Annotated in this window: 14 protein-coding genes and 1 pseudogene; 4 read left to right on the top strand and 11 right to left on the bottom strand. The window is 74.8% G+C overall.

The window, feature by feature from the left end; translation table 11 throughout:
• Window positions 1-77 precede the first annotated feature (77 nt).
• The 3 genes from AH6_RS28940 to AH6_RS46120 all read left to right on the top strand — a co-directional run bounded on the left by AH6_RS28940 (window position 78) and on the right by AH6_RS46120 (window position 3,685).
• On the top strand, window positions 78-1,583 hold the full coding sequence (locus tag AH6_RS28940; protein WP_083983570.1) for an MFS transporter: 1,506 nt from the start codon (window positions 78-80) through the stop codon (window positions 1,581-1,583).
• 91 nt (window positions 1,584-1,674) lie between these two features.
• A complete protein-coding gene (locus AH6_RS28935; RefSeq protein WP_067486109.1) occupies window positions 1,675-2,436 on the top strand; it encodes a class I SAM-dependent methyltransferase in 762 nt (253 codons plus the stop codon).
• 4 nt (window positions 2,437-2,440) lie between these two features.
• A complete protein-coding gene (locus tag AH6_RS46120) occupies window positions 2,441-3,685 on the top strand; it encodes an acyltransferase family protein (protein WP_083983569.1) in 1,245 nt (414 codons plus the stop codon).
• Window positions 3,686-4,700: 1,015 nt separating this feature from the next.
• Here the strand turns inward: AH6_RS46120 and AH6_RS46115 are convergent.
• From AH6_RS46115 to AH6_RS28880, 11 genes and pseudogenes are all read right to left on the bottom strand, one after another.
• Window positions 4,701-7,796: pseudogene (locus AH6_RS46115) on the bottom strand (alpha-(1->3)-arabinofuranosyltransferase domain-containing protein); the annotation flags it as partial.
• A gap of 188 nt (window positions 7,797-7,984) precedes the next feature.
• Window positions 7,985-9,346, bottom strand: coding sequence for a glycosyltransferase family 4 protein (locus AH6_RS28920; protein ID WP_083983568.1), 1,362 nt, complete (start codon window positions 9,344-9,346; stop codon window positions 7,985-7,987).
• Window positions 9,343-10,149 carry a glycosyltransferase gene (locus tag AH6_RS28915; RefSeq protein ID WP_067486100.1) on the bottom strand — a complete coding sequence of 269 codons (807 nt, stop codon included), beginning with the start codon at window positions 10,147-10,149 and terminating at the stop codon, window positions 9,343-9,345. Before AH6_RS28915 ends, AH6_RS28920 begins: the two co-directional genes overlap by 4 nt.
• A 4-nt stretch (window positions 10,150-10,153) precedes the next feature.
• The gene (locus AH6_RS46780) at window positions 10,154-10,285 is read right to left on the bottom strand and encodes a hypothetical protein (RefSeq protein WP_281180292.1); all 132 of its coding nucleotides are present in this window, start codon (window positions 10,283-10,285) and stop codon (window positions 10,154-10,156) included.
• Window positions 10,285-11,988, bottom strand: coding sequence for an MmpA family trehalose lipid delivery protein (locus tag AH6_RS28910; protein WP_067486097.1), 1,704 nt, complete (start codon window positions 11,986-11,988; stop codon window positions 10,285-10,287). Before AH6_RS28910 ends, AH6_RS46780 begins: the two co-directional genes overlap by 1 nt.
• Before the next feature lie 110 nt (window positions 11,989-12,098).
• Window positions 12,099-12,884: an SDR family NAD(P)-dependent oxidoreductase gene (locus tag AH6_RS28905; protein ID WP_067486096.1), complete on the bottom strand. Its 786-nt coding sequence runs from the start codon at window positions 12,882-12,884 to the stop codon at window positions 12,099-12,101.
• Between the two features lie 31 nt (window positions 12,885-12,915).
• A complete protein-coding gene (locus tag AH6_RS28900) occupies window positions 12,916-15,033 on the bottom strand; it encodes an acyl-CoA dehydrogenase family protein (protein WP_067486095.1) in 2,118 nt (705 codons plus the stop codon).
• 70 nt (window positions 15,034-15,103) lie between these two features.
• Window positions 15,104-16,909, bottom strand: a complete 1,806-nt coding sequence (locus AH6_RS28895; RefSeq protein WP_157431786.1) for a hypothetical protein — start codon at window positions 16,907-16,909, stop codon at window positions 15,104-15,106.
• A gap of 75 nt (window positions 16,910-16,984) precedes the next feature.
• On the bottom strand, window positions 16,985-17,902 hold the full coding sequence (locus AH6_RS28890) for an EI24 domain-containing protein (RefSeq protein WP_245679516.1): 918 nt from the start codon (window positions 17,900-17,902) through the stop codon (window positions 16,985-16,987).
• A 9-nt stretch (window positions 17,903-17,911) separates the two neighbouring features.
• Window positions 17,912-18,781: an SDR family NAD(P)-dependent oxidoreductase gene (locus AH6_RS28885; protein WP_067486089.1), complete on the bottom strand. Its 870-nt coding sequence runs from the start codon at window positions 18,779-18,781 to the stop codon at window positions 17,912-17,914.
• A gap of 57 nt (window positions 18,782-18,838) precedes the next feature.
• Window positions 18,839-19,417 carry a TIGR03086 family metal-binding protein gene (locus tag AH6_RS28880; RefSeq protein WP_067486087.1) on the bottom strand — a complete coding sequence of 193 codons (579 nt, stop codon included), beginning with the start codon at window positions 19,415-19,417 and terminating at the stop codon, window positions 18,839-18,841.
• Window positions 19,418-19,481: 64 nt separating this feature from the next.
• Here AH6_RS28880 and AH6_RS28875 point away from each other — a divergent pair, with 64 nt between their 5' ends.
• Window positions 19,482-20,264: a helix-turn-helix domain-containing protein gene (locus AH6_RS28875; RefSeq protein ID WP_067486085.1), complete on the top strand. Its 783-nt coding sequence runs from the start codon at window positions 19,482-19,484 to the stop codon at window positions 20,262-20,264.
• Window positions 20,265-20,295: the final 31 nt, after the last annotated feature.

The raw sequence follows: 20,295 nt of genomic DNA, 5'->3' as shown, positions 1-20,295 counted from the left end.
TTCGCGTATGCCCGCGTTACCCTACATGACCCGGATCACCCCGTTCCTCCACCCGCCCGGCGTCCCGGAAGGCCCCCATGACCCTGCGCGCCCGCGTGCCGGACCGCCGGTGGCCCGCGCTCGCGGCGGCGCTGCTGGCGACGTTCATGGACCTGGTGGACGTGACGATCGTGACCGTGGCCCTGCGCGCCATCCAGGACGACCTGCACGCCTCCTACGCCGCCGGGCAGTGGTTCACCGCCGGGTACACCCTCGCGTTCGCGCTCCTGCTGGTCACCGGCGGCCGGCTCGGCGACATCCACGGCCACCGCCGCGTCTTCCTGCTCGGCGTCGCCGGGTTCACCGCGACCTCCGTGCTGGCGGCGGCGGCCGGGTCGCCGGGCGCGCTCATCGCCGCCCGGGTGCTCCAGGGCGCGTGCGGCGGCGTGATGGTCCCGCAGGTCATGTCGATCATCGCGACCGAGTTCCGGCCCGGCCGCGAGCGCACCACCGCGATCAGCCTGTACGGGCTGGTGCTCGGCGCGGGCCAGGTCGGCGGCCCGGTGCTCGGCGGGCTGCTCACCGGGGCGGGCGGCGGCCTCGGCTGGCGGCTGGTGTTCCTGGTGAACCTGCCGGTCGGCCTGCTCGCCTTCGCGGGCGCGTGGCGGTGGATGCGCGAGTCCCGCGCCGCCCGGCCGCCCCGGCTGGACCCGGCCGGGGCCGGGCTGGTCACGCTCGCCGCGCTGCTGGTCGCCGTCCCGCTGGTGCAGGGCCGCGAGCTGGGCTGGCCCGCCTGGACGGGCGCGGCGCTCGCCGCCGCCGGGCCGGTGCTCGCGCTGTTCGCCTGGCACCAGCGCCGCCGCGAGCGCGCCGGGCGCGACCCGCTGGTGCCGACCCGGTTGTGGCGGCAGCGCCCCTTCGCCGCCGGGTCCGCGCTGCTGTTCGTGCTGTTCTGCGGCGTCTCGGCCTACTTCATCATGCTGACCTGGATGCTCCAGTTCGGGCTGGGCTGGACGCCGCTGCACGTGGCGTTCGTCGGCCTGGCCTGGCCGCTGGGCGTCGCGTGCACCGCGCAGCTCACCAACCGCTACGGCCCGGCCCGCGCCCGCCTGCTGGTCGGCGTCGGCACCCCGCTCATGGCCGTCGGGACCGCCGGGCTCTCCTGGTCGGCCGCCCGGCACGGCCCCGGTCTCGCCGCCGCCGACCTGGTGCCGTGGATGGTCGCGGCCGGGATCGGCATGGGCCTCACCATCCCGATCCTGTCCAACCTGGTGCTGAGCGACCTGCCGCGCGGCGACGCGGGCGCGGCGTCGGGGGTGCTCAACTCGGTGATCCAGCTCGGCAACGCGATGGGCGTCGCGCTCGCCGGGGTGATCTTCTTCGGGACGCGCGGGCCGGGCACGGGACCGGCGGCGTTCACCGCGGCGGGGGCGCGGACGTTGTTGTTCAGCGCGGCGGCGTTCACGCTGGCGGCCCTGCTGTCGCCGCTGCTGCCGCGCCGGGTGGTGCACGGCGGCGGCCCTGACGTGCCGTCCGGCGAGCCCCGCGGCCTGCCCATACTCGGCCCGCCGGGAGGTAGCCGCCCGCCGCCTACCAGCAGGTAGGCTCCGGCGTACGTTTCACCCCGTTCGTCACCCATGCACGTCACCCACGCACGTCGCCCCCGCACGCCTCACCCGTCCCCGCGAGGTGATCATGTCCCCGGCCTCCCGGGCGGTCCCCCGGCACCGCGCGACGCTGGCCCGCTCGGTCCGGCTGTTCGCCGCGTTCCGGCGGGAGCGCACCGATCCCGAGTACTTCTACGGCCTGATGGCCCGCGACGCCGTCGCCCAGCTGTCCGCCCACGCCGACCTGGACGGCGCGGTCGTGATCGACGTCGGCACCGGCGCGGGCTTCACCGCGGCGGCGCTGCGGGCGGCCGGGGCCCGCTGCTCGGGCGTCGACCACGACCTCGCCGAGCTGACCGCACACCGCAAGCCCGGCGACGACGACCTGGTGGCGAGCGCGACGGCCCTGCCGTTCCGCACCGGCTCGGTGGACGTCTGCTTCTCCTCCAACGTGCTGGAACACGTCGCCGACCCCTGGCGCATGGCCGACGAGATGGTGCGGGTGACCCGTCCCGGCGGCGTGGTCTACCTGTCGTTCACCAACTGGTTGTCGCCGTGGGGCGGCCACGAGACCTCGCCGTGGCACTACCTGGGCGGCGAGCGCGCCGCGCGCCGCTACCAGCGGCGGAACGGCCACCCGCCCAAGAACCGCTACCGCCGGAGCCTGCACCCGGTCTCGGTGGCCGCCGCCCTCGCCTGGGCGCGGCGGCGGCCCGACGTGACGGTGCTGGCGGCGTTCCCCCGCTACCTGCCGCGTTGGGCGGCGGGCATCGTGCGCGTCCCGGTGCTGCGCGAGTTCGTCACCTGGAACCTGACGCTGGTGTTGCGCAAGAACCCCGCGAAGGACTGATCACGTGCACAGCCCCGCGCCCACCACGACCCGGTCCGCCGTCCCGCAGGTCTCGGGCCACCAGGACGCCCTGGACGGCGTGCGCGCGGTCGCCGCGCTGGCCGTGCTGGTCTTCCACGTCGCCTCCAACGCGGGCGCGATCAAGGCCCCGGACGGCGCGGGCTGGCTCTACAACGGCGGCCAGGTCGGCGTCGCGGTGTTCTTCGTGTTGTCGGGGCTGCTGCTGTACCGGCCGTGGGCGGCAGCCGTCCTGACCGGCCGGTCCGCCCCGCGCACCGGCACCTACCTGCTGAAACGCGCGCTGCGCATCCTGCCCGCCTACTGGGCGATGCTCGCGGTGTTCTTCGCCGTCGCCGCGCGCGAGCACCTCGCCGATCCCGCGTCGTGGGCGGCGATCACGACGCTCACCCATCCCTACGTGCCCGACCCGTGGTGGAGCGGCGACCTCGGCCCCCACCACATCGGGCAGATCTGGAGCCTGGCGGTCGAGGCCGCCTGGTACGTGCTGCTGCCGCTCACCGCCGCGCTGCTGGCCTGGTACGCGCGCCGCACGGGCGCGACCGACCCCGCGACGCTGGCGCGGCGGCTGCTGTACGGGCTCGGCGGCTACGCGTCGGTGTCCTTCCTCTACACCGTCGTCCTGTTCGTGCCCGAGCACCACCGCCGGATCGGGGTGTGGCCGCCGCGCTACTTCGCCTGGTTCGCGCTCGGCATGGCCCTCGCCGTGCTGACGGTCTGGGCGCGCGTGGACGAGCGGGGCCCGGCCGCCGCGCTGTGCCGCCGCGTCGCCGACTCGTGGGGCGCGTGCTGGGCCGCCGCCGGGCTGCTGCTGGTGGTCGCGGCGACGCCCGCGACCGGGCCGCTGTTCCTGGGCGAGCAGCCGCAGTTCTGGCCGTCGCAGTTCCACCTGCTGGTGAACGGGTTGTGCGCGCTGGCGTTCGTCGCGCCCGCCGCGCTCGCCCCGGTGCGCGCGGGCGGCGGCATGGGCGGCGGCACGGGCGACATGGTCCGCACGCTGCTGGGCAATCCGGTGATGCGGTTCCTCGGCCGCATCTCCTACGGGTTGTTCCTGTGGCAGATGCTGATCATCGTCGTCTGGTTCGAGGAGAGCGACCGGATGGGCCGGGGCTCGGTGGCGACGGATCTGCCCCTGCTCCTGGCGGCGACCATCGCAGCGGCGACGGCGGGTTACTACCTGGTGGAGAAGCCGTTCCAGCTGCTGGCGCGTCGCCTGGGGCGCGCCAGCTGATCACGATCGGCTCGGCGGCGGCGCGCGGCCGGGGCCGCCACAGCTCGATCGCCAGCCGCGCGACGACGGCCGCCCCCAGCAGTTGCGGGACCACGTCCCCGACCAGACCTGAGGGCGCGGCGGGGTTGTCCACCAGCCCGAACCGGATGCCGACGGCCAGGCACAACGTGCCCACCAGCGCAAACGCGGCCACCGGCCAGGGCGAGGCCACCGCCCGCGCGAACCGGGACGTACGGGTACGAGCCCACGCCGTCACCCCCGCGACCACGGCCGTCACCGCCCCGCCGACCGGACCGGCCACCCACAACCCCAGCAGCACCGCCAGGCCCAGCGCCGCCCACACCGGCCACCCGGTACCGGCCGGAAGTGGCCGACGTTGGCCACCACCGGGCCCGCGCAGGCAGGCCACCAGCAGCAGCACCAGCAGCAGGTTCAGCCCGGCCACCACCGCGATCCGCTGCGCGCGGTCGGGCCCGTAGGCCAGCTCGACGGTGCCGTTCGTCCCGGCCGGGACGATCCAGCCCTGCTTCCAGCCGTCCAGCCGGACCGGCTCCAGCGCCGTCCCGCCCACCCGCGCCTTCCAGCCCGGGTTGTAGTTCTCGTTGACGGTGAGGAACGACCGGCGCTCGGCCTCCACCTCGACCTTGCGCGACCCCGACGACCACTCGGTGACCCGCACGGCCTGCTGTGGCCGCCCGCCGGTCGCGGCGCGGCCGACCACGGCCGTCTCGATCCGGAACGGGTCGAACGCCGCCGACGCCAGCCGGTTCGCGCCCTCCCGCAGGTTCACGCCCCGCCCGCAGGCGGCGAACCGCAGCGGCTTCCCTTCCAGCACGTCGCCGACGGTCCCGACGGCGCGCGTGGGGACGGTGGCCCCGCCCAGCTTCACCTGGGGCCCGAACCCGCACTTGAGCCGCAGCGGGAAGTCGCGCAGGTTCGGCAGCGGCCGCACGCCCGGGATGACCAGGTCGGTGAGCTGCACCGGCTGCAACCGGCCGTCGCGGCGGAAGGTGACGGTGAGCCGGTCGGTGTTCATGGGGGCGAAGGAGAGGCGGCCCTTGGCGTCGGGCCGTCCCTCGCGGGTCTGGCCCTGCTCGCCCTCGACCATGACCTGCGTCGAGCCGCCCGCGCCGGGCGGTTGCCGCAGGGTGATCGTGCCGACCCGGACGCGGCCCCGCCACGCGACGGTGTAGGTGGGGGTGAGGTCGGACTCGGCGGCGATCCAGGTGGTCTCGGGGTCGCCGTCGAAGCCCGAGCGCGCCTGCGCCGCCGGGTGCTCGGTGATCGTCGATCCGGCGGCGACGCGGGTGGTGTTGCCGAAGGTGGTGTAGCGCTCGATGAGGGCGGGGTCGGTGAGCACGGCGGTGCCGGTCAGCGGGACGTTCCGGGCCGCCTTGGCGGTGAAGGTGCGGTCGAGGCCGTCGCCCTCCTCGTCGGCCGAGCCCAGGGAGGGGGCGCAGACCCAGCGGCGCGCGCCCTTCATGCAGTCGGACGCGGTGCCGGACGCGCGGCTCATGACGTAGGCGGCGTCCTTGGCGGTCTTGGGAGTAGGCAGCGTGAAGGTGCGGGCGGGCTTCACGCCGTCGATGGACAGCTCGGCGATCCCGGCGCGCGCCCAGGCGATCACCGGCGGCTCCTTGGTGAGCCCCAGGATGCGCACCCGCACCCAGCGCGTCTCTCCCGACGGCACCCGCAACTCCTGTGCGGCGGCGTCGGGCCGGACCGCCTGCGCCACGGTCCCGGCCTCGGTCTCCACCGCCACGCGGGCGATCGGCGGCCCGACCTTCTCGTTCTTCACGAACGACGCCGACAACCGCGACAACTCGCGCGGCCGGTCGAAGTCGACCTTCAACCACTGCCCCACCGGCCCGGTCCAACCGCCGGTCTCCCAGGCGGTGAACCGGTTGCCGTCCAGCGCCGCGTAGGGCGTCGCGGCGGTCTGGCGGGCCTGCGGGATCGCGTCCGCGCCCGCCGCCGACGACGACGCCGTGACGTTGCGGACCCCGCCGCCGTAGGTCGCGCTGGTCGTGTACTTCTCCCAGCCCTCGTCCAGCACGTCGGCGGCCTTGGCGCGGTCGGCGTCGGCCAGCGTCGGCGAGGTCTGGTGCAGCTCGCCGAAGTTGCGGCGCAGCAGGCGGGTCGAGTCCGACACCACCGGCGCGCCGCCCAGCTCGGGCGAGTCGTCGTTGAGCAGGACGGGCCCGCGCGGCAGCGCCTTGCCGTCGGCCATGGACAGCAGCGATTCCGGGCCGCCGTAGACGCGGACGGGACTGGTCGCGTCGGCCATGTCCACCACGTCGTCGGCGCCCGCGACCTCGTAGATCTCCAGCGCCGGGGACGGCTGGTCCAGGCCCGACACGGCGTCGTCGGTGAGGTCGCCGCCGACCGGCCCGCCGAACACGGCGACGCGCCGCAACCCCGGCGAGGAGCCCAACGCCTGGTGCAGCCGGGCGGGCCAGGCCCCGCGCAACGTCTCACGCCGCAGATCGTTGCGGACCAGCAGGTACCGCACGCCCATCCGGCCCAGGAACGCGGACATGCCGGGCGACGCGGTGCCCGAGCGCACCTGCTGGTCGATGGCGTCCAGCGCGCGCGTGTAGCCGGGCGACCCGGCCGGGACGAGCTGCCGCACGCCCCATCGCACCGACAGCAGGGGTTGCACGATGTCGTCCATCGGCCGTCCCCAGGTGTACTCGCCGAACGCCGCGCCCGGCAGGGCCAGCACGCCCTGCTGCCCGGCGCGGGCGTTGAGCCAGGACGCGGCGTCCCGCCAGTAGCTGGGAACCTCCTGGAACACGCCCGGCCCGGTCAGCCCGTTCGAGGCGGCCGTGCCCGCGATGCCGCCCAGGCCCAGCAGCGTGGCGGCCGGGACCAGCAGCGCCCGGCGCGGCCGGGACGGTCCGGCCGGGCCGTGCCGGACCGGCGCTCCGGCCTGCACGCTGGTGAGCAGGTGCGCGAGGCCGAACGCCAGGGGCAGCCGCACGACGGCGTCGAACTTGTGCACGTTGCGCAGCGGGGCCAGCGCGCCGTCCAGCAGCTCGCGGACCTGCCCGGAGAACAGGCCCGGCACGTCGCTGAGGTGCCCGGCCGAGATGATCACCAGGCCGGCCAGCAGCGTCAGCAGCAGGAACGAGCGTTCGGGCAACAACCGCCGCAGCAGCCCGGCCACCCCGAGCGCCGCCACCACGCCGGTGCACACCATCGGGACCGGCGACACCGACAACGCGTGCCCGACCGGCCACCACGCCTGGCCGTCCACGTTGAGGTAGTTGACCCAGCGTTCCGCGCCGCGCAGCGTGTTGACCAGCCCGGTGGGGCCGGTGGTGGTGTCGGCCTTCTCGGTGTAGGTCAGCCAGGAGAAGCCGTAGGTGCCGGTGAGCAGCAGCGGGACCAGCCACCAGAGCGTCGCGAGGCCCGCCGCGCCCGACCACCAAGCCAGCGTGCGGACGCGGGGGGCGGCGCGCGGCCGGGTCAGCACGTACAACACCGGCACGGTCAGCACCGCGATGGTGGCGGTGGCGTTGATGCCGCCGCACAGCGCGATCGCGATGCCCGAGCGGGCCGCCGCGCGCGCCCGCCCGCCGCCCTCGACGGCGGTGACCAGCGGCAGCACGATCCACGGCAACATCGCGACCGGCAGGTACTCCGAGGAGATCTGCCCGAGGGTCGCCAGGCCGCCCGGGGCCAGGGTGTAGGCCATCGCCCCGACCAGGCGGCTGGTGGGGCCGCCGACGCCCAGCCGCGCGGCCAGCCGCCGCGCGCCGAGGAACGCCAGGCACATCAGCGCCGTCAGCCACAACCGCTGGGTGATCCACGCGGGCAGCCCGGCGAGGTCGCCGAGCAGGTGGAAAGGGCCCATCGGGAACAGGTAGCCGACGGCCTGGTTCTGGAGCTGGCCGAACTGCTCGGGGTCCCACAGGTGCAGGGCGCGGCCGAGGAAGCCGCCCGGCTGCACCGCCATGTCGATCTTGGTGTCGGCGAGGATCGCGCCGGGCCGGGTGGCGAACGCCAGCGCCGCCAGCGCCAGGCAGCACACCAGCGCCCGCGTCCGCTCGCGGAAGCGCACGTCCCCGGCGGGGTCGGCCGGGGGGCCGCCGTTCGCGCCGCCCATCCTGCCGTCCGCCGGGCCGGGGCCGAAGGCGGCGCCGTGAGGCTCGGCGGTGGGCCGGTGGTGTCCGGGCACGGCGGCCGAAGACGGGTTCACCTCTCCGACGGCCATGCTCGCTTCCCTTTCCGCCGCGCCGCGCGCGTGCCCCCGTTCCGACCAGTCCCGCCGGTCCCCGCCGGTTCCGCCGCCGGTCAGGACCCCGCGCCCGCCACCGGCCTGCCGAGCAGGCGTTCCAGCGGCGTCGCCGGGCGGGCCGAGCGCACCGCGCCCGCGTCGGCGAGCAGCGCGTCCCGGGCCGGGCCCTCCACCACCAGCGGGTGCTCGTCACCGTACCGGTGCACCACGTGTGCCCGGTCATCGCCGGTGCCCGCGGACCGGGCCCGGACGGCGGCGGCCAGCAGCCGCGTCATCCGGTCGGCGGTGCGGGTCCAGTCGAACTCCCCGGCCCAGTCGCGGCAGGCGGCGGCGACCTCGGCGCGGCGGCCGGGATCGGCCAGCTCCTTCAGGGCGCGCTCGACGACGTCGGCGAGGTCCTCGTCCGGGTCGGCCAGCCAGCCGGTGGTCCCGTCGCGGACCGCGTCGCGCAGGCCGTCCACGTCGTAGGCGACGGTCGGCACGCCCAGCGCCGCCGCCTCGACCACGCTGAGCCCCCAGCCCTCGCCCTGCGAGGTGCTGAGGTGCAGGTCGGCGCGGGCGACCAGGGCCGCCTTGATCTCCTGGGAGACGTAGCCGTGCAGGGTGACGACGCCGCCGAGCCCCCGGTCGCGGACGGCGTCGGCCAGCTCGGCGGCCTCGGGGCCGTCGCCGACGATGTCCAGGCGCAGGCCGGGCCGCTCCTCGGTGAGCCGTCCGGCCAGGTCGAGCAGGCGGGACAGGCGCTTGTGCGGGACGAGCCGGGTGACGCACACCAGCGTTGGGTCGCCCGGCGAGGACGGCGCGGGGACCGCCGTCGCCGGGGGCGCGTCGGCCCCGTTGGGCACCAGGTAGGCCGGACCGGTCCAGCCCAGGCGCTCGCGGACGGCCCGCCGCGTCGAGGGCGACACCACCACGAACGCGTGCCGCCGGTAGGTGACGCGGCTCACCGGCCCCTCCAGGACGCGGCCGATCCACGCCAGCCAGGCCGGGAAGTACAGGCCGAACTGCCCGTCGTGCACGTGGTGGACCACACACAACACCGGGACGCGGCGGGGCAGCACCCAGGGCGTGAAGAACGGGATGCCGTTCTGGCAGTCGATCACGGCGTCGAAGGAGCGGCGGTGCCCCAGCGTCCAGGCCAGCGCCAGCGGGTACAGCGTGAAGGTGCCGCCGAGGCGCACCACGTCGACGCCGTCCACGCGGGAACGCCGCTCCTGGCCGGGGGCGCGGCTGGTGAGGAAGACGACCCGCGCGCCGCGCTCGGTGAGGCTGCGGGCCAGCTCCCAGGCGTAGCGTTCGGCCCCGCCCGCCGCCGGGTGCCAGGGGTCGCGCCAGTTGACGATCGCGATGCGCAGCCCGGCGACGTCGTCGATGGCGAAGGCGTCCGCGCGGGTGGGCAGGGGGGTCGCCGGGCTCATCCGGGACCGGCCGCGGACGCCGAGGGCAGCGCCGTGTCGGGAGTCAGGGCGGGCGCGGGAGCCGGGGCCGGGCGGCGGGCCGCCAGCGCGCGGACCCGGGCCACCTCCCCCAGGACGGCCAGGGAATGCCGCCGGATGGAGAAGGTGCTGCCGGGCCGGTCCTGCCACACCACCGGGATGTCGGTGACCGGCGCGCCCCGCCGCGCGCAGTGCATGAGCAGTTCGACGTCGAAGGCGAACCCGGCGGTGCGCAGGTCGGCCGCCGCCGCGCGGGCCAGGTCGCCCGCGAAGAACTTGAAGCCGCACTGGGTGTCGGAGATCCCCCCGGCCAGGTCGCGGACCAGCCGGTTGAAGGTGATCGCGCCCAGCCGCCGCAGCGGTTGCCCGTAGCCCTGCACGTCGGAGGCGGCATGGCGGCGCGAGCCGACGACGACGGGATGCCCGCTGGTCAGCAGCGCCAGCGCGCGGTCCAGGGCCTCCAGGCCGGTGGCCATGTCGGCGTCGCAGAACCCCACATAGGGGGCGCGGGTCGCCAGCAGCCCGGTGCGGACCGCCGCGCCCTTGCCGCGCTCGGCGCAGTGCAGCACGCGCACCGGGACGGGCCCGGACCAGGCGCGGGCGAGGTCGGCGGTGGCGTCGGTGCTGGCGTTGTCCACCACGATGATCCCGGCGCGCACCGGCAGCCCGGCCAGCCCGCCGCCGAGCAGCGTCAGCCCCGCCGGAAGCCGCGCGGCCTCGTTGTAGGCGGGCACGACGACCTCCAGCGCGACGGCGCCCGCCGTGCCCGGCGCTGCCCCGGCCAAGGCGTCAGCGGGAGCCGTAGTTGTACAGCGGCTTGATGACGGGGTCCTTCTGGGAGGCGTTCGCGAGCTGCACCGCGCCGAACGCGGTGCCCCCGGCGAGCAGGACGCCGATCAGGGCGGAGACGGCAATGCGCATCAGCGGGTCCTTCGGCTGAGGGGACGGAGGGGGTGCGGGGTGCCCAGATTAGTGCCTGGGGCGAGGAATGACCAGAAAACGACCAGTCCGGCGACGAGCCAGGCCAGCACGACGGGCGGGACGGGCACCGTGCGCTCGGCGACCGGGACCGCGCCGGGGACGCGGTAGAGCACAACATCGGGGCCCCGCAGGACCTCCCGGACGCCGGGCAGCCGCGCGCTCCAGGCGCTCGCGGTCTCCGGCTCGTCCACCAGGACGTAGCCGACGCCCGCGCCGCGCAGGTCCCCGGTGAGCGGGCCACTCGCCTTGATCAGGGGATCGAGCCGCCGCGCGCGGGGGTCCTCGGCCGCGACCGTCACGGCCCGCCCGGGGACGCCCACCGTGACGGCGTCGTTGGCGATCACGCGGCGGTCCAGGTAGCGGGGCAGCGGGTCCAGGACCCGGCGGCCGTGGTTCCACGGGTAGGAGCGGTGGTAGGCCCAGGGCAGCAGCAGGACGTCGCCCGCCGCCCGGTCGGCCTCGATGATCTGCTTGGCGCGGGCCCAGTCGTCCGGGTAGTCCACCGCGCGCAGCCGTCCCGCCCCGCCCATGGCCAGCGACGGCAGCACCAGCACCGGGACCAGCGCCGCGCCGAGGGCCGCCACCGGGAGCCGCGCCTCGCACGCCCGGTCGGCCGCCACGCCCAGGCCCACCGCGACCACCACGGCGAGCGGCGCGACGAACTGCTGCCCGTCGCGCAGGAGCGCCAGGCACGACCACAGGCGGATCGCGCTTTCGAGCATCGGGCTCGCGACGGCTCCGAGCGCCGCGACCACGAACCCGACGGCCGCCGCGACCGCCGCGCCGTGCGCCCACGGCGTCCGGCAGTACTTCGCGTACGCGACCAGGGCCACCAGGACCACGATCAGCCACGCGACGGCCAGGACGGGCGTTCCGTACCCGGCGGGCACGGCCTCGCCGTTCCAGACGCCGCCCAGCGCCAGCAGGCTGCCGAGCGTCCCGAAGGGGGTGTCGGCGCGGGCGGCGAAGGCGTCCACTCCCGACACGTCGCCCGGAATCCCGGCGGACCGCAGCAGGCCCGGCGCCAGCCACGGCAGGCTCAGCGCGACGCCCGCCGCGACCACACGCGGCGTGGCCCGTCGCCGTCCGGCCCCGGCGAGCGCCGCCGCCAGCGCCGCCAGCCCGGAGACCGCCAGCGCCGCGAACCCGCCGATGGCCGCAGGAATCAACGCCCTGACCAGGCGTTTCCCGCCCCCCGGCTCCCCCGCCGACACTGCGGCGGCCACCACCCAGGGCAGCGCCGCGTACCCCAGCAGCAACGCCCACTGCCCCAGCAGCAGGCGCTCGGCGACGAAGGGGTTCCAGGCGTAGCAGACCCCGGCGGCCAGGCGCGGGAGCAGCCGCTCCGAGGGCACCAGCGACGCCGCCGACACGCACGCCATCACGAAGATCGCCAGCAGGATCGCCTTCTGCGCCCACCCGCCCGGCAGCACCAGCGACAGGGCCGCCACGAACGCGTCGCTCGGCACGTGCCGGGGCACGGTCCCGGTCAGCCCGAACGTCAGGGCGTTGAACACCGGCTCCGGCACGAACACCATGTCGTACGACAGCACGAACCCGGGCGCGAGCGCGGGCCCCAGGGCCAGCAGCCCGAGCCCCAGCCCGGTGAGAGCGGCCGGCAGGTGCCGCGAACGCCTGGTCATCAGGGGCCCGAGGGTATCGGACCGTTGTGCCGCGAATGCCACGGAAAGGGAAGGCGGCCGCGGACGCCCCCCGCGCCCACGACCGCCTGGTCTCTGGGAAATCGCCACCTTTAGCGGCGCTTGGCCCCCGTCGCGCCCATCAGCCAGTCCGTCAGGCGCGGGGCCAGCCACGCCTGCGCGGCGACGGCCCGCAACATCAGCGGCAGCAGCACGCGGCGGCGGTCCCGCGCGGTGGCGGCGACCAGGGCGCGGGCGACCTGCTCGGGGGTGACGGTCGGGACGATCGCCGAGACCGCCGGGACGCGCTCCTCCGAGCCGGGGTTGTTGGCGAAGTAGTCGCTGGAGACCTTGCCGGGCATCACCTCGGTGACGCCCACGCCGGTGCCGCGCAGGTCGGCGCGCAGCGCGTTGACCAGGCCGCGCAGGCCCCAGCGGGCGGCGGCGTAGCCGAACGCGCCCGGCCAGGTCGCGCGGGAGACCGGGGAGTTGACCACGACGATCCGGCCGCTGCCGCGCCGCACCATGTCGGCGGCGAACGCGCAGGTCACGTAGCCCGCCGCCAGGTAGGGGACGGCGGCCATGGCGCGGAAGTCGTGCGGGGTGGACTCGTCCACGAACAACCAGCGGCCCGCGCCCGCGTTGTTGACGATCACGTCGGGCACGCCGAGCCGCGCCTTCACCTCGGCGGCCAGGGCCACGACCTCGTCCGGGTCGCCGAGATCGGCGGGGAACACGTGCGCCGCGCCGTCCAGCTCCTTGGCCAGCTCGTTCAGCCGGGCGGCGTTGCGCGCGACCAGCGCGACGTCCGCGCCCGCCCGCACGAACTCGCGGGCCGCGGCCGCGCCGATGCCCGAGGACGCGCCCGTGATCAGGACGATCTTGCCGCGCAGGTCCACCCGAACTCCCCCGAACTGATGTGAAGGAGTTTCATGTTACGGGATCGCGCGGCAAACCGAGAATCCGCTCCCCGATCACGTTCAGGTTGACCTCGGTGGTGCCGCCGCCGATCGACATCGCGCGCGAGGCCAGCAGGTAGCGCGTCCACCTGCGGCGCAGGTCCGACTTCCAGCCGCCGGTCAGCACGCCCTCATCGCCCAGCAGCGTGAACCCGTACTCGGTGACCTGCTGGCCGTGCTCCATCGCGACCAGCTTGCGCACGTTGGCGGTCGCGCCCGGGTCGGTGCCCGAGAGCTGCTTGAGCGTGGCGCGCAGCCCCAGCAGGGCGAACGCGTGCTCGTCGCAGGCCAGGCGGCCCAGCTCGGCACGCACCACCGGATCGTCGGCGAGCCCCAGCTCGGTCGCCAGGCGCACCAGTTTTGGCAGGTCGCCGCCGAGCTGGAACGAGCTGGTCAGCCCGACCCGCTCGTTGGCGAGGGTATTGCGGGCCACCCGCCAGCCCTCGTTCACCGGGCCGACCACCAGCTCGTCGGGCACGAACACACCGTCGAGGAACACCTCGTTGAACACCGCGTCGCCGGTGCACTCGCGCAGCGGCCGGACCTCGACGCCGAGCGAGGCCATGTCCACCAGGAAGTAGGTGATGCCGTCGTGCTTGGGCCGATCGGGATCGGTGCGGGCGACGCAGATGCCCCACTGCGCCTCGCGGGCCAGCGACGTCCAGATCTTCTGCCCAGTGATCTCCCAGCCGCCCTCGACGCGCTCGGCGCGGGTGGCCAGGCCCGCCAGGTCCGAGCCCGCGCCCGGCTCGGAGAACAGCTGGCACCAGACGATCTCGCCGCGCAACGTCGGCGGCAGGAACCGTTCCTGCTGCTCGGGGGTGCCGTACTGGACGATCGACGGCACCGCCCACGCCGCGATCATCAGCGGCACCGGCCGCACCCCGGCGGCCTTCAGCTCCTGCTGGATCACGATCTGCTCGAACGGCGCGGCGTCGCGCCCCCACGGCTTCGGCAGGTGCGGCACGACCCAGCCGCCCTCGGCCATCGCCGCGCGCTGCTCGACCGGCTCCAGGGCGGCCAGCTCGGCGACCTGCGCGCGGACCCGCTCGCGCAGCGGCTCGACCTCGTCCGGCAGCTCGATGCTCATGGGCCGCCGCACGCCCTCGACGGCCAGCGCCGCGACCTCGGCGCGCGCCTGCGCGGCGCGGCCGATCAGCGCGCGGAGCGACAGGGCGCGGCGGTAGAGCAGGTGGGCGTCGTGCTCGTAGGTGTAGCCGATGCCGCCGTGGACCTGGATGTTGCCCTCGGCGCACTGGACGGCCGCGTCGCCCGCGAGCGCGGCGGCGACGCCGAGCGCGTAGGCGCGCTGCTGATCGGGCTCCTCAAGTGCGCGGACGGCGTCCCAGACGGCGGCGCGGGCACGTTCGAGCGCGATGAGCATGCGGGCGCACTTGTGCTTGACGCCCTGGAACTGGCCGATGGGACGCCCGAACTGCTCGCGGGTCTTGGCGTAGGCGACCGCGTCGTCCAGGGCGCGCCCGGCGACGCCGCAGGCTTCGGCGCCCAGCAGCACGACCGCGAGCGCGCGCACGTCCACGCCGGTGACGAGCCGTTCCTCCGGCACGTCCCCGGGCGCGACGACGGCACCGACCGAGCGCGTCAGGTCCAGCGACTCCAGCGGCGTGACCTCGGCGTCCTCGACGATCGCCCAGCGCCCGTCGCCCAGGGGCAGCACGAGGACGTCGGCCTCCGCCGCGCCGAGCACGGGCCCGTCCGGGACGAGGCCGATCGCGGCGGTCCGCGACCCGTCGGACAGCGCGGGCAGGATCTCGGCACGGGCCTTGCCGGTGCCGCCCGCCGCGACGACGGCGGCAGCGAGGACCGTCGGCGTGTACGGACCGGGGACGGGACAGCGCCCCAGCTCCTCCAGGGCTACGGCCTGCTCCAGCAGCCCGTAGCCCTGGCCGCCGTGCTCCTCGGCGAGGTGCAGCCCGAGCAGCCCTTGCCCGGCGAGCGCGGCCCAGTATTCAGGCCGCCCCTCGTCCCCCAAACCGGCCCTGACCTGCTGCGGCGTGATGTGCCGCGCCGCGAACCCGCGCACCGACGCCGCCAGCGCCTCGTGCTCCTCGGTCAACCCGATCGCCATGACCGCACCTCTCCTCGGGGAGTAAGTCACAGCTTATTAGAACGGGATTCGCTTCCCAGGGCCAGGCCCGTCAGGACGCGACGCGCAACTGCCCGAAGAACTGGTTGATGTCCGACCACATCTTGCGGTGCGTGTTGGGCATCGAGACGAACACCACCGCCGGGACCGGCTTGCCCGTGTCGATCACGGCCGTCGCGACGACCTCGCCGGTGGCCCGCACGCCCGCCCGCTTGTAGGTGAAGTAGGACGCGACCAGCCAGCCCTTGCGCCCGCCCACGTTCAGCGGCTGCGACGCCAGCGGCGCGCTCCGGTGCGGGAAGGAGTAGTAGTTGTCCTCCAGCCCCTTCGCGGCGAGGCCCGCGACGTTCTTCAGGCTCTGCGGCCCCTCGTAGGCGCTCTGCAACGTCGGGATCAGCGAGCCGGTCAGCAGCTGCCCGTACCAGGGCTGCCCCGCGCGCCGCTCGGTGACCAGGACCTGCTGGCCGGACCAGCCCTGGGTGCCCAGCTTGTTCTTCTTGGTCGGCACCTGCCAGGGCGGGCCGAGGCGCGGGTAGGACAGGCCCGAGAAGCGGTCGTTGACGCGGCCGAGCACCTTGGTGGGCTTGCCGGGGAAGCGGCGCAGCACGCGGTCGGGCGGGAGCTGGGCCTGCGGGGGCTGCGGCTTCTGCGCGGCGGCGGGACGGCCCGGCTTGCCCTCGGCGGGGGCGGGACCGGAGTCGTCCTTGTTCTTCATGTAGTAGACGCCGCCGGCGGCGAGCACGGCCACCACCAGCAGGCCGACGCCGCCGAACAGCACCAGCCTGCCGCGGCCGCCCTTCCCGTCGTCGGGGCCGCGGCCCAGCTTGGCGTCGGCGGCCTGCTCGTCGGCCATCCAGTCGGGCATCTGCCAGTTGCCGCTGCTGGGCTTGCCGGGCTTGGCGGGGCCGTCGGGGCCGGTGGGGGCGACGTAGCGGTTGTCGCCGCCGTCGTCGTCGCCGTCGAACAGGGCGCCCTCCCAGTCGGGGCCGTGCTGCTCGCCGTCGGGGACGGGGGCGACCTTGACGTCGTCGGGCTCGACGTCGCGCGGCGCTTCGGGAGCGTCCTCGGGGGCGGCGTGCGGGGCGAAGAGGGGTTCCTGGGGCGCGGGCGTCCAGTCGTCCTCGACGTGCGGCGCGGGCGGCGGGCCGGTGTCGGCGGGACGGGCGGCGGGCTCGGCGTGGGCGGGCCGCGGCCCGGCGCTCGCGGGGCGGATGGGCTCCTTGGCCTCGACGTAGATGGGCAGGGGCCCGGTGTCGGCAGGGCGAGCGGGCTCATCGTAGGCGGGCAGAGGCCCACTCTCCGCCGAACGAACGGGCTCGTCATAGGCGGGCAGCGGCTCGCTGTCCGCCGCACGGACGGGCTCATCGGCCTCAACGTAGACGGGCAGCGGCCCGGTGTCGTCACTCTCCTGCGCGGGCAGCGGCCCGGTCTCACCGGTCCGGGCCGCAGGCACCTCGGCCTGCGCGGGAAGCGGCCCGGTGTCGTCCGAGACGACGGGCCCGTCCTCGTCATGGACGGGCTCCAGCTCCGGGGCGGCGGGCTCGGGCCGGGTGGGCACGTCACCCTGAGCCGGGAAGGACCCGGCCTCCTCGACGTCCTGGACGGGAGCGGCAGGGCGGGCGCGCGGCATCTCGACCTTGCCCCACACGTCGTGCGGGACGGGCTCGGGCTCAGGCTCGGCCTCGGCGGAGAAGTCGGTGCGGCCGGCGGGCGCGGGGACCTCCACCTCGGGCACTCCGGCGGCCCCCGGACGGCCCGGAGCCCTCTCCCCGCGGGACCCGGGCGCCGCGGGACGCTCGACGGTGTCGTTCTCGCTCATATCGGTCCAGCGCACGCCGCGCTCCCCCTGATCGGACATGCGGCACACGTTACGCGAAGATCGCTATTTACGACCGGGCCGCTAATCACGGCCAGGACACATCTTCCTATCGCCTCAGTGATGTTGCCCGGCGGTCAGCTCATCCCCGCTGACCTGCGGATTGTCCGCGAGCCGTTCCCTGGCCAGCAACGTTGCCCCCGCCACCGCGCCCGGCATCGCCAGCACCGCGCCGAGGGGAATGAGGAAGACCACAAAGGTGGCCGCGCCGAAGCCCACCGCCAGGGTGCGGTGCCGTTTCAACCGCGCGAACCGCTCCCGGCGGAAGATCCCGCGCCGTTCCAGCGCGATCGACGTCAGTTCCCCGGCCAGCAGGTAGCCCGAGACGCACGCGGCGACCACCGGCACCACCGTCTGCCCGATCACCGGGATGAACCCGCAGGCGAAGAAGACGACCGCCAAGCAGATCGCGACCAGGGCGAGCAGCACCGTGTCGCCGATCATACGCACGATCTGGCGCAGCAGCGGCTCGTCCCACTCGGGCGGGGCGCCGCCCTGCGACTCCTCCACCCGCACGGCGATGCGCTCGTAGAAGGGGTCGCCGACCAGCAGGGTCAGCGCCGTGAAGGTCAGGATGGCCAGGAACAGCGACGCGCCGAGGACGGCGATCCCGGCGATGACGCGGGTGGTGTCGCGCAGCCCGGACGACCAGTCGTCGGCGAAGGGCGTCACCCAGTCGGCGACGTCGCCCACGTTGGCGGCCAGCAGGCTGAGCCCGGCCACGTACACGACCAGGACGATCGCGGCGGGGATCAGCCCGAACAACCACTGCCCGGGCCGGCGCGCGACCCAGGCCAGCCCCCGCAGGAAGTAGCCGACACCGTTGAACAGATCCTTGACGGCCCCGGGCTCCGGCGGCCGCTGTCGAGCCGGGGCAGCCGGCCGATGGCCGGGCGGCGGCCCCTGCCGGAACTCCGGCGGAGGACCGGGCGGGGGCACCGGCTGGGACGGACGCGGTTCGTACGGCTGGTTCACAAGGCCAAACTATCGGGCCGGAAGCCCCGCGAGGTGGGCCGAACGCTCCCAGACCGCCCGTCGCAGCTCGCGGTCCTTGCTCGCGGCCGACGCCGGAAGCAGCCGCGCGCCCGGCGTCGAGGAGTAGAAACCGCCGCTGCTGCCCGCGAACTCCGGCTCGGTCGCCAGCCGCAACGCCATGCGCGCACCCTGCTCGGGCGTGCGCAGCAGCGGCGTCCGGGCGGCCAGCGGGCCGAACCGGCCCGCACCCGGTACTTCGCGCGTCAGGTCGGTGGCGACCATGCCGGGGCAGACGGCGTTGATCGTCACGCCGGTGCCCTGGAGGCGCTCGGCCATCTCCTGCGTGAACAGGATGTTCAGCAGCTTGGACCGCGCGTAGACCCGCAACGAGCCGAGCGCGCCGTAGGAGCCGGGCTCGGCCAGCCGGTCCACGTCGAGGCGGCCCGCGTTGCGGTGCGCCTCGGAGGCGACCATCACCACCCGCGACGGCGCGGACGCCACCAGCAGGTCGCGCAGCAGGTTGGTGAGCAGGAACGGCCCCAGATGGTTGGTGGCGATCATGCGGTCGAAGCCGTCGGCGCTCACCTTGGCGCGCAGCGTGTGCACCCCGGCGTTGTTGACCAGCACGTCCAGCCGCCGGTACCGGTCGCGCAGCCGGGCGGCCAGGTCCCGGACGTCGGCCCGCGAGGAGAGGTCGGCCAGGAAGGTGTCCACCCGCGCGCCGGGGGCACGGCCGGCCAGGTCGGCGGCCGCGGCCTCGGCGCGCACCGGGTTGCGGCCGACGATCCCGACCCGGTAGCCGCGCCCGGCCAGCCCCGCGGCGATCTCCCGGCCGATGCCCGAGGTGGCCCCGGTGACGACGGCGATCCTTTCGTCCATGGACCCACCCAAGCGGAGATCCACGTCACAGTGGAAGACCTGGCGGACGATTTTTGATCATGGCGTCCAGCGGGGGTCGCGACCGGACTCCGCGAGCGCCCGCTCGAACGCGGACGCATCAGGGGCCACCGCGACGGGCTCGGCGAACCCGCCGTACTGCCGGTACAGCTCCGCGCTCTCGGTGACGACCTTGAGCATCAGCTCGCCGACCTCGGGCGGCACGGCGATGTCCTGCCCGGTGGCGCGGGCGACGTCCCACCCGTGCACGGTGAGCTCCTTGATGATCATCGGCAGCACCTCCTCGGCCGGATACTCCTGATCCCCGAGCAGAACCGGCCCCTCCCAAGCCGAGGGCTCGCCCCAGGCGACCACGGCACGATCGAGCTGCACCGCATAAGCCTCAGCCCACCCAGCCTCACCAGCGAAGTCGCGCTCCATCAACTCCCCCGGAATGTCCCGCCTGAGCGCCCGACACTCCAGCCCGTGCGAGGTGTAGAGGACCCAGTGGTTGACCAACGTGCGAACGTCGAACTCGGCGCACGGCGTAGGCCCGTCCAGCTGCTCGGCCCGGACCCCACGAGCGATACGGGCGGCCTCAGCGGCGCTGGCGGCGAGGCAAGAGTGAAGTTCGTTCATGCCCTCGAACCTAAGAGCGCGACCACGCCGCCCTCTTGAAGAAACACGCCACTAACCTGTTGATATGACGGACACGCCCCGGGGCCTCCTCTACCCGAGGAAGCAGGACGAGACGGTGCGCTCCGCGACACACCGGCCCGGCCCGCACGCGGCCCGTTTCGTCGAGTTCTACTGGCACGTCCGCTGGGACGTCCCGGAGCCGCTGGACACGAAGGTGCTGGCCCACCCGAACATCCACCTGGTGTTCGAGGAGCCCGAGGCACGCGTCTACGGCGTGGACAGGAACCTGTTCGTGCGCCGCCTAGAAGGCGCGGGCCAGGTACTGGGCGTGAAATTCCGCCCAGGAGGCTTCCGCCCCTTCACAAACGGCCCGATCGCGGACCTGGCAGACCAACGGATCCCAGCCACCGACTTCTTCGGCCCAGAAATAACCACCTGGACCCCAACGGTCCTGGCCGCCGGAGACACCGAAGCAATGGCGGCCCAAGCCGAGGAATTCCTACTCCCCCGCCTCCCCAAGGCCCCCGACAGCCTGGCCGAAGACGTAGCGGGAATCGTCGAACGCATCACGACTTCCCCGTCCCTCCTGCGCGTGGACCAGGTGGCCGAAGAAGCAGGCATGTCAGTCCGAACCCTGCAACGCCTGTTCGCGGAGTACGTAGGCGTAAGCCCGAAATGGGTGCTCCGCCGAGCCCGCCTGCACGAAGCAGCGTCCCGCGCCGACCAGGGCACCCCCGTGGACTGGGCGTCCCTGGCAGCCGACCTGGGCTACGCGGACCAGTCACACCTGACCAGAGACTTCACCGCGACGGTAGGCACAACCCCAGCCCGCTACGCCCGCGCCTGATTCTCCCGTCCCTCCACGAGACTGGCCGCGC

Source organism: Actinomadura hibisca NBRC 15177 (assembly GCF_001552635.1).
Lineage (GTDB): Bacteria > Actinomycetota > Actinomycetes > Streptosporangiales > Streptosporangiaceae > Spirillospora > Spirillospora hibisca.
Note: the sequence above shows the minus strand (reverse complement) of the source record. Positions and strands in the feature narration are given on the sequence as shown.

Coding starts and splice junctions, on each gene's coding strand:
- AH6_RS28900 (WP_067486095.1), bottom strand. CDS start 15,033: ATGGCGATCGGGTTGACCGAGGAGCACGAGGCGCTGGCGGCGTCGGTG.
- AH6_RS28895 (WP_157431786.1), bottom strand. CDS start 16,909: ATGTCCGATCAGGGGGAGCGCGGCGTGCGCTGGACCGATATGAGCGAG.
- AH6_RS46780 (WP_281180292.1), bottom strand. CDS start 10,285: ATGCGCATTGCCGTCTCCGCCCTGATCGGCGTCCTGCTCGCCGGGGGC.
- AH6_RS28885 (WP_067486089.1), bottom strand. CDS start 18,781: ATGGACGAAAGGATCGCCGTCGTCACCGGGGCCACCTCGGGCATCGGC.
- AH6_RS28920 (WP_083983568.1), bottom strand. CDS start 9,346: ATGAGCCCGGCGACCCCCCTGCCCACCCGCGCGGACGCCTTCGCCATC.
- AH6_RS28935 (WP_067486109.1), top strand. CDS start 1,675: ATGTCCCCGGCCTCCCGGGCGGTCCCCCGGCACCGCGCGACGCTGGCC.
- AH6_RS28910 (WP_067486097.1), bottom strand. CDS start 11,988: ATGACCAGGCGTTCGCGGCACCTGCCGGCCGCTCTCACCGGGCTGGGG.
- AH6_RS28940 (WP_083983570.1), top strand. CDS start 78: ATGACCCTGCGCGCCCGCGTGCCGGACCGCCGGTGGCCCGCGCTCGCG.
- AH6_RS28880 (WP_067486087.1), bottom strand. CDS start 19,417: ATGAACGAACTTCACTCTTGCCTCGCCGCCAGCGCCGCTGAGGCCGCC.
- AH6_RS28875 (WP_067486085.1), top strand. CDS start 19,482: ATGACGGACACGCCCCGGGGCCTCCTCTACCCGAGGAAGCAGGACGAG.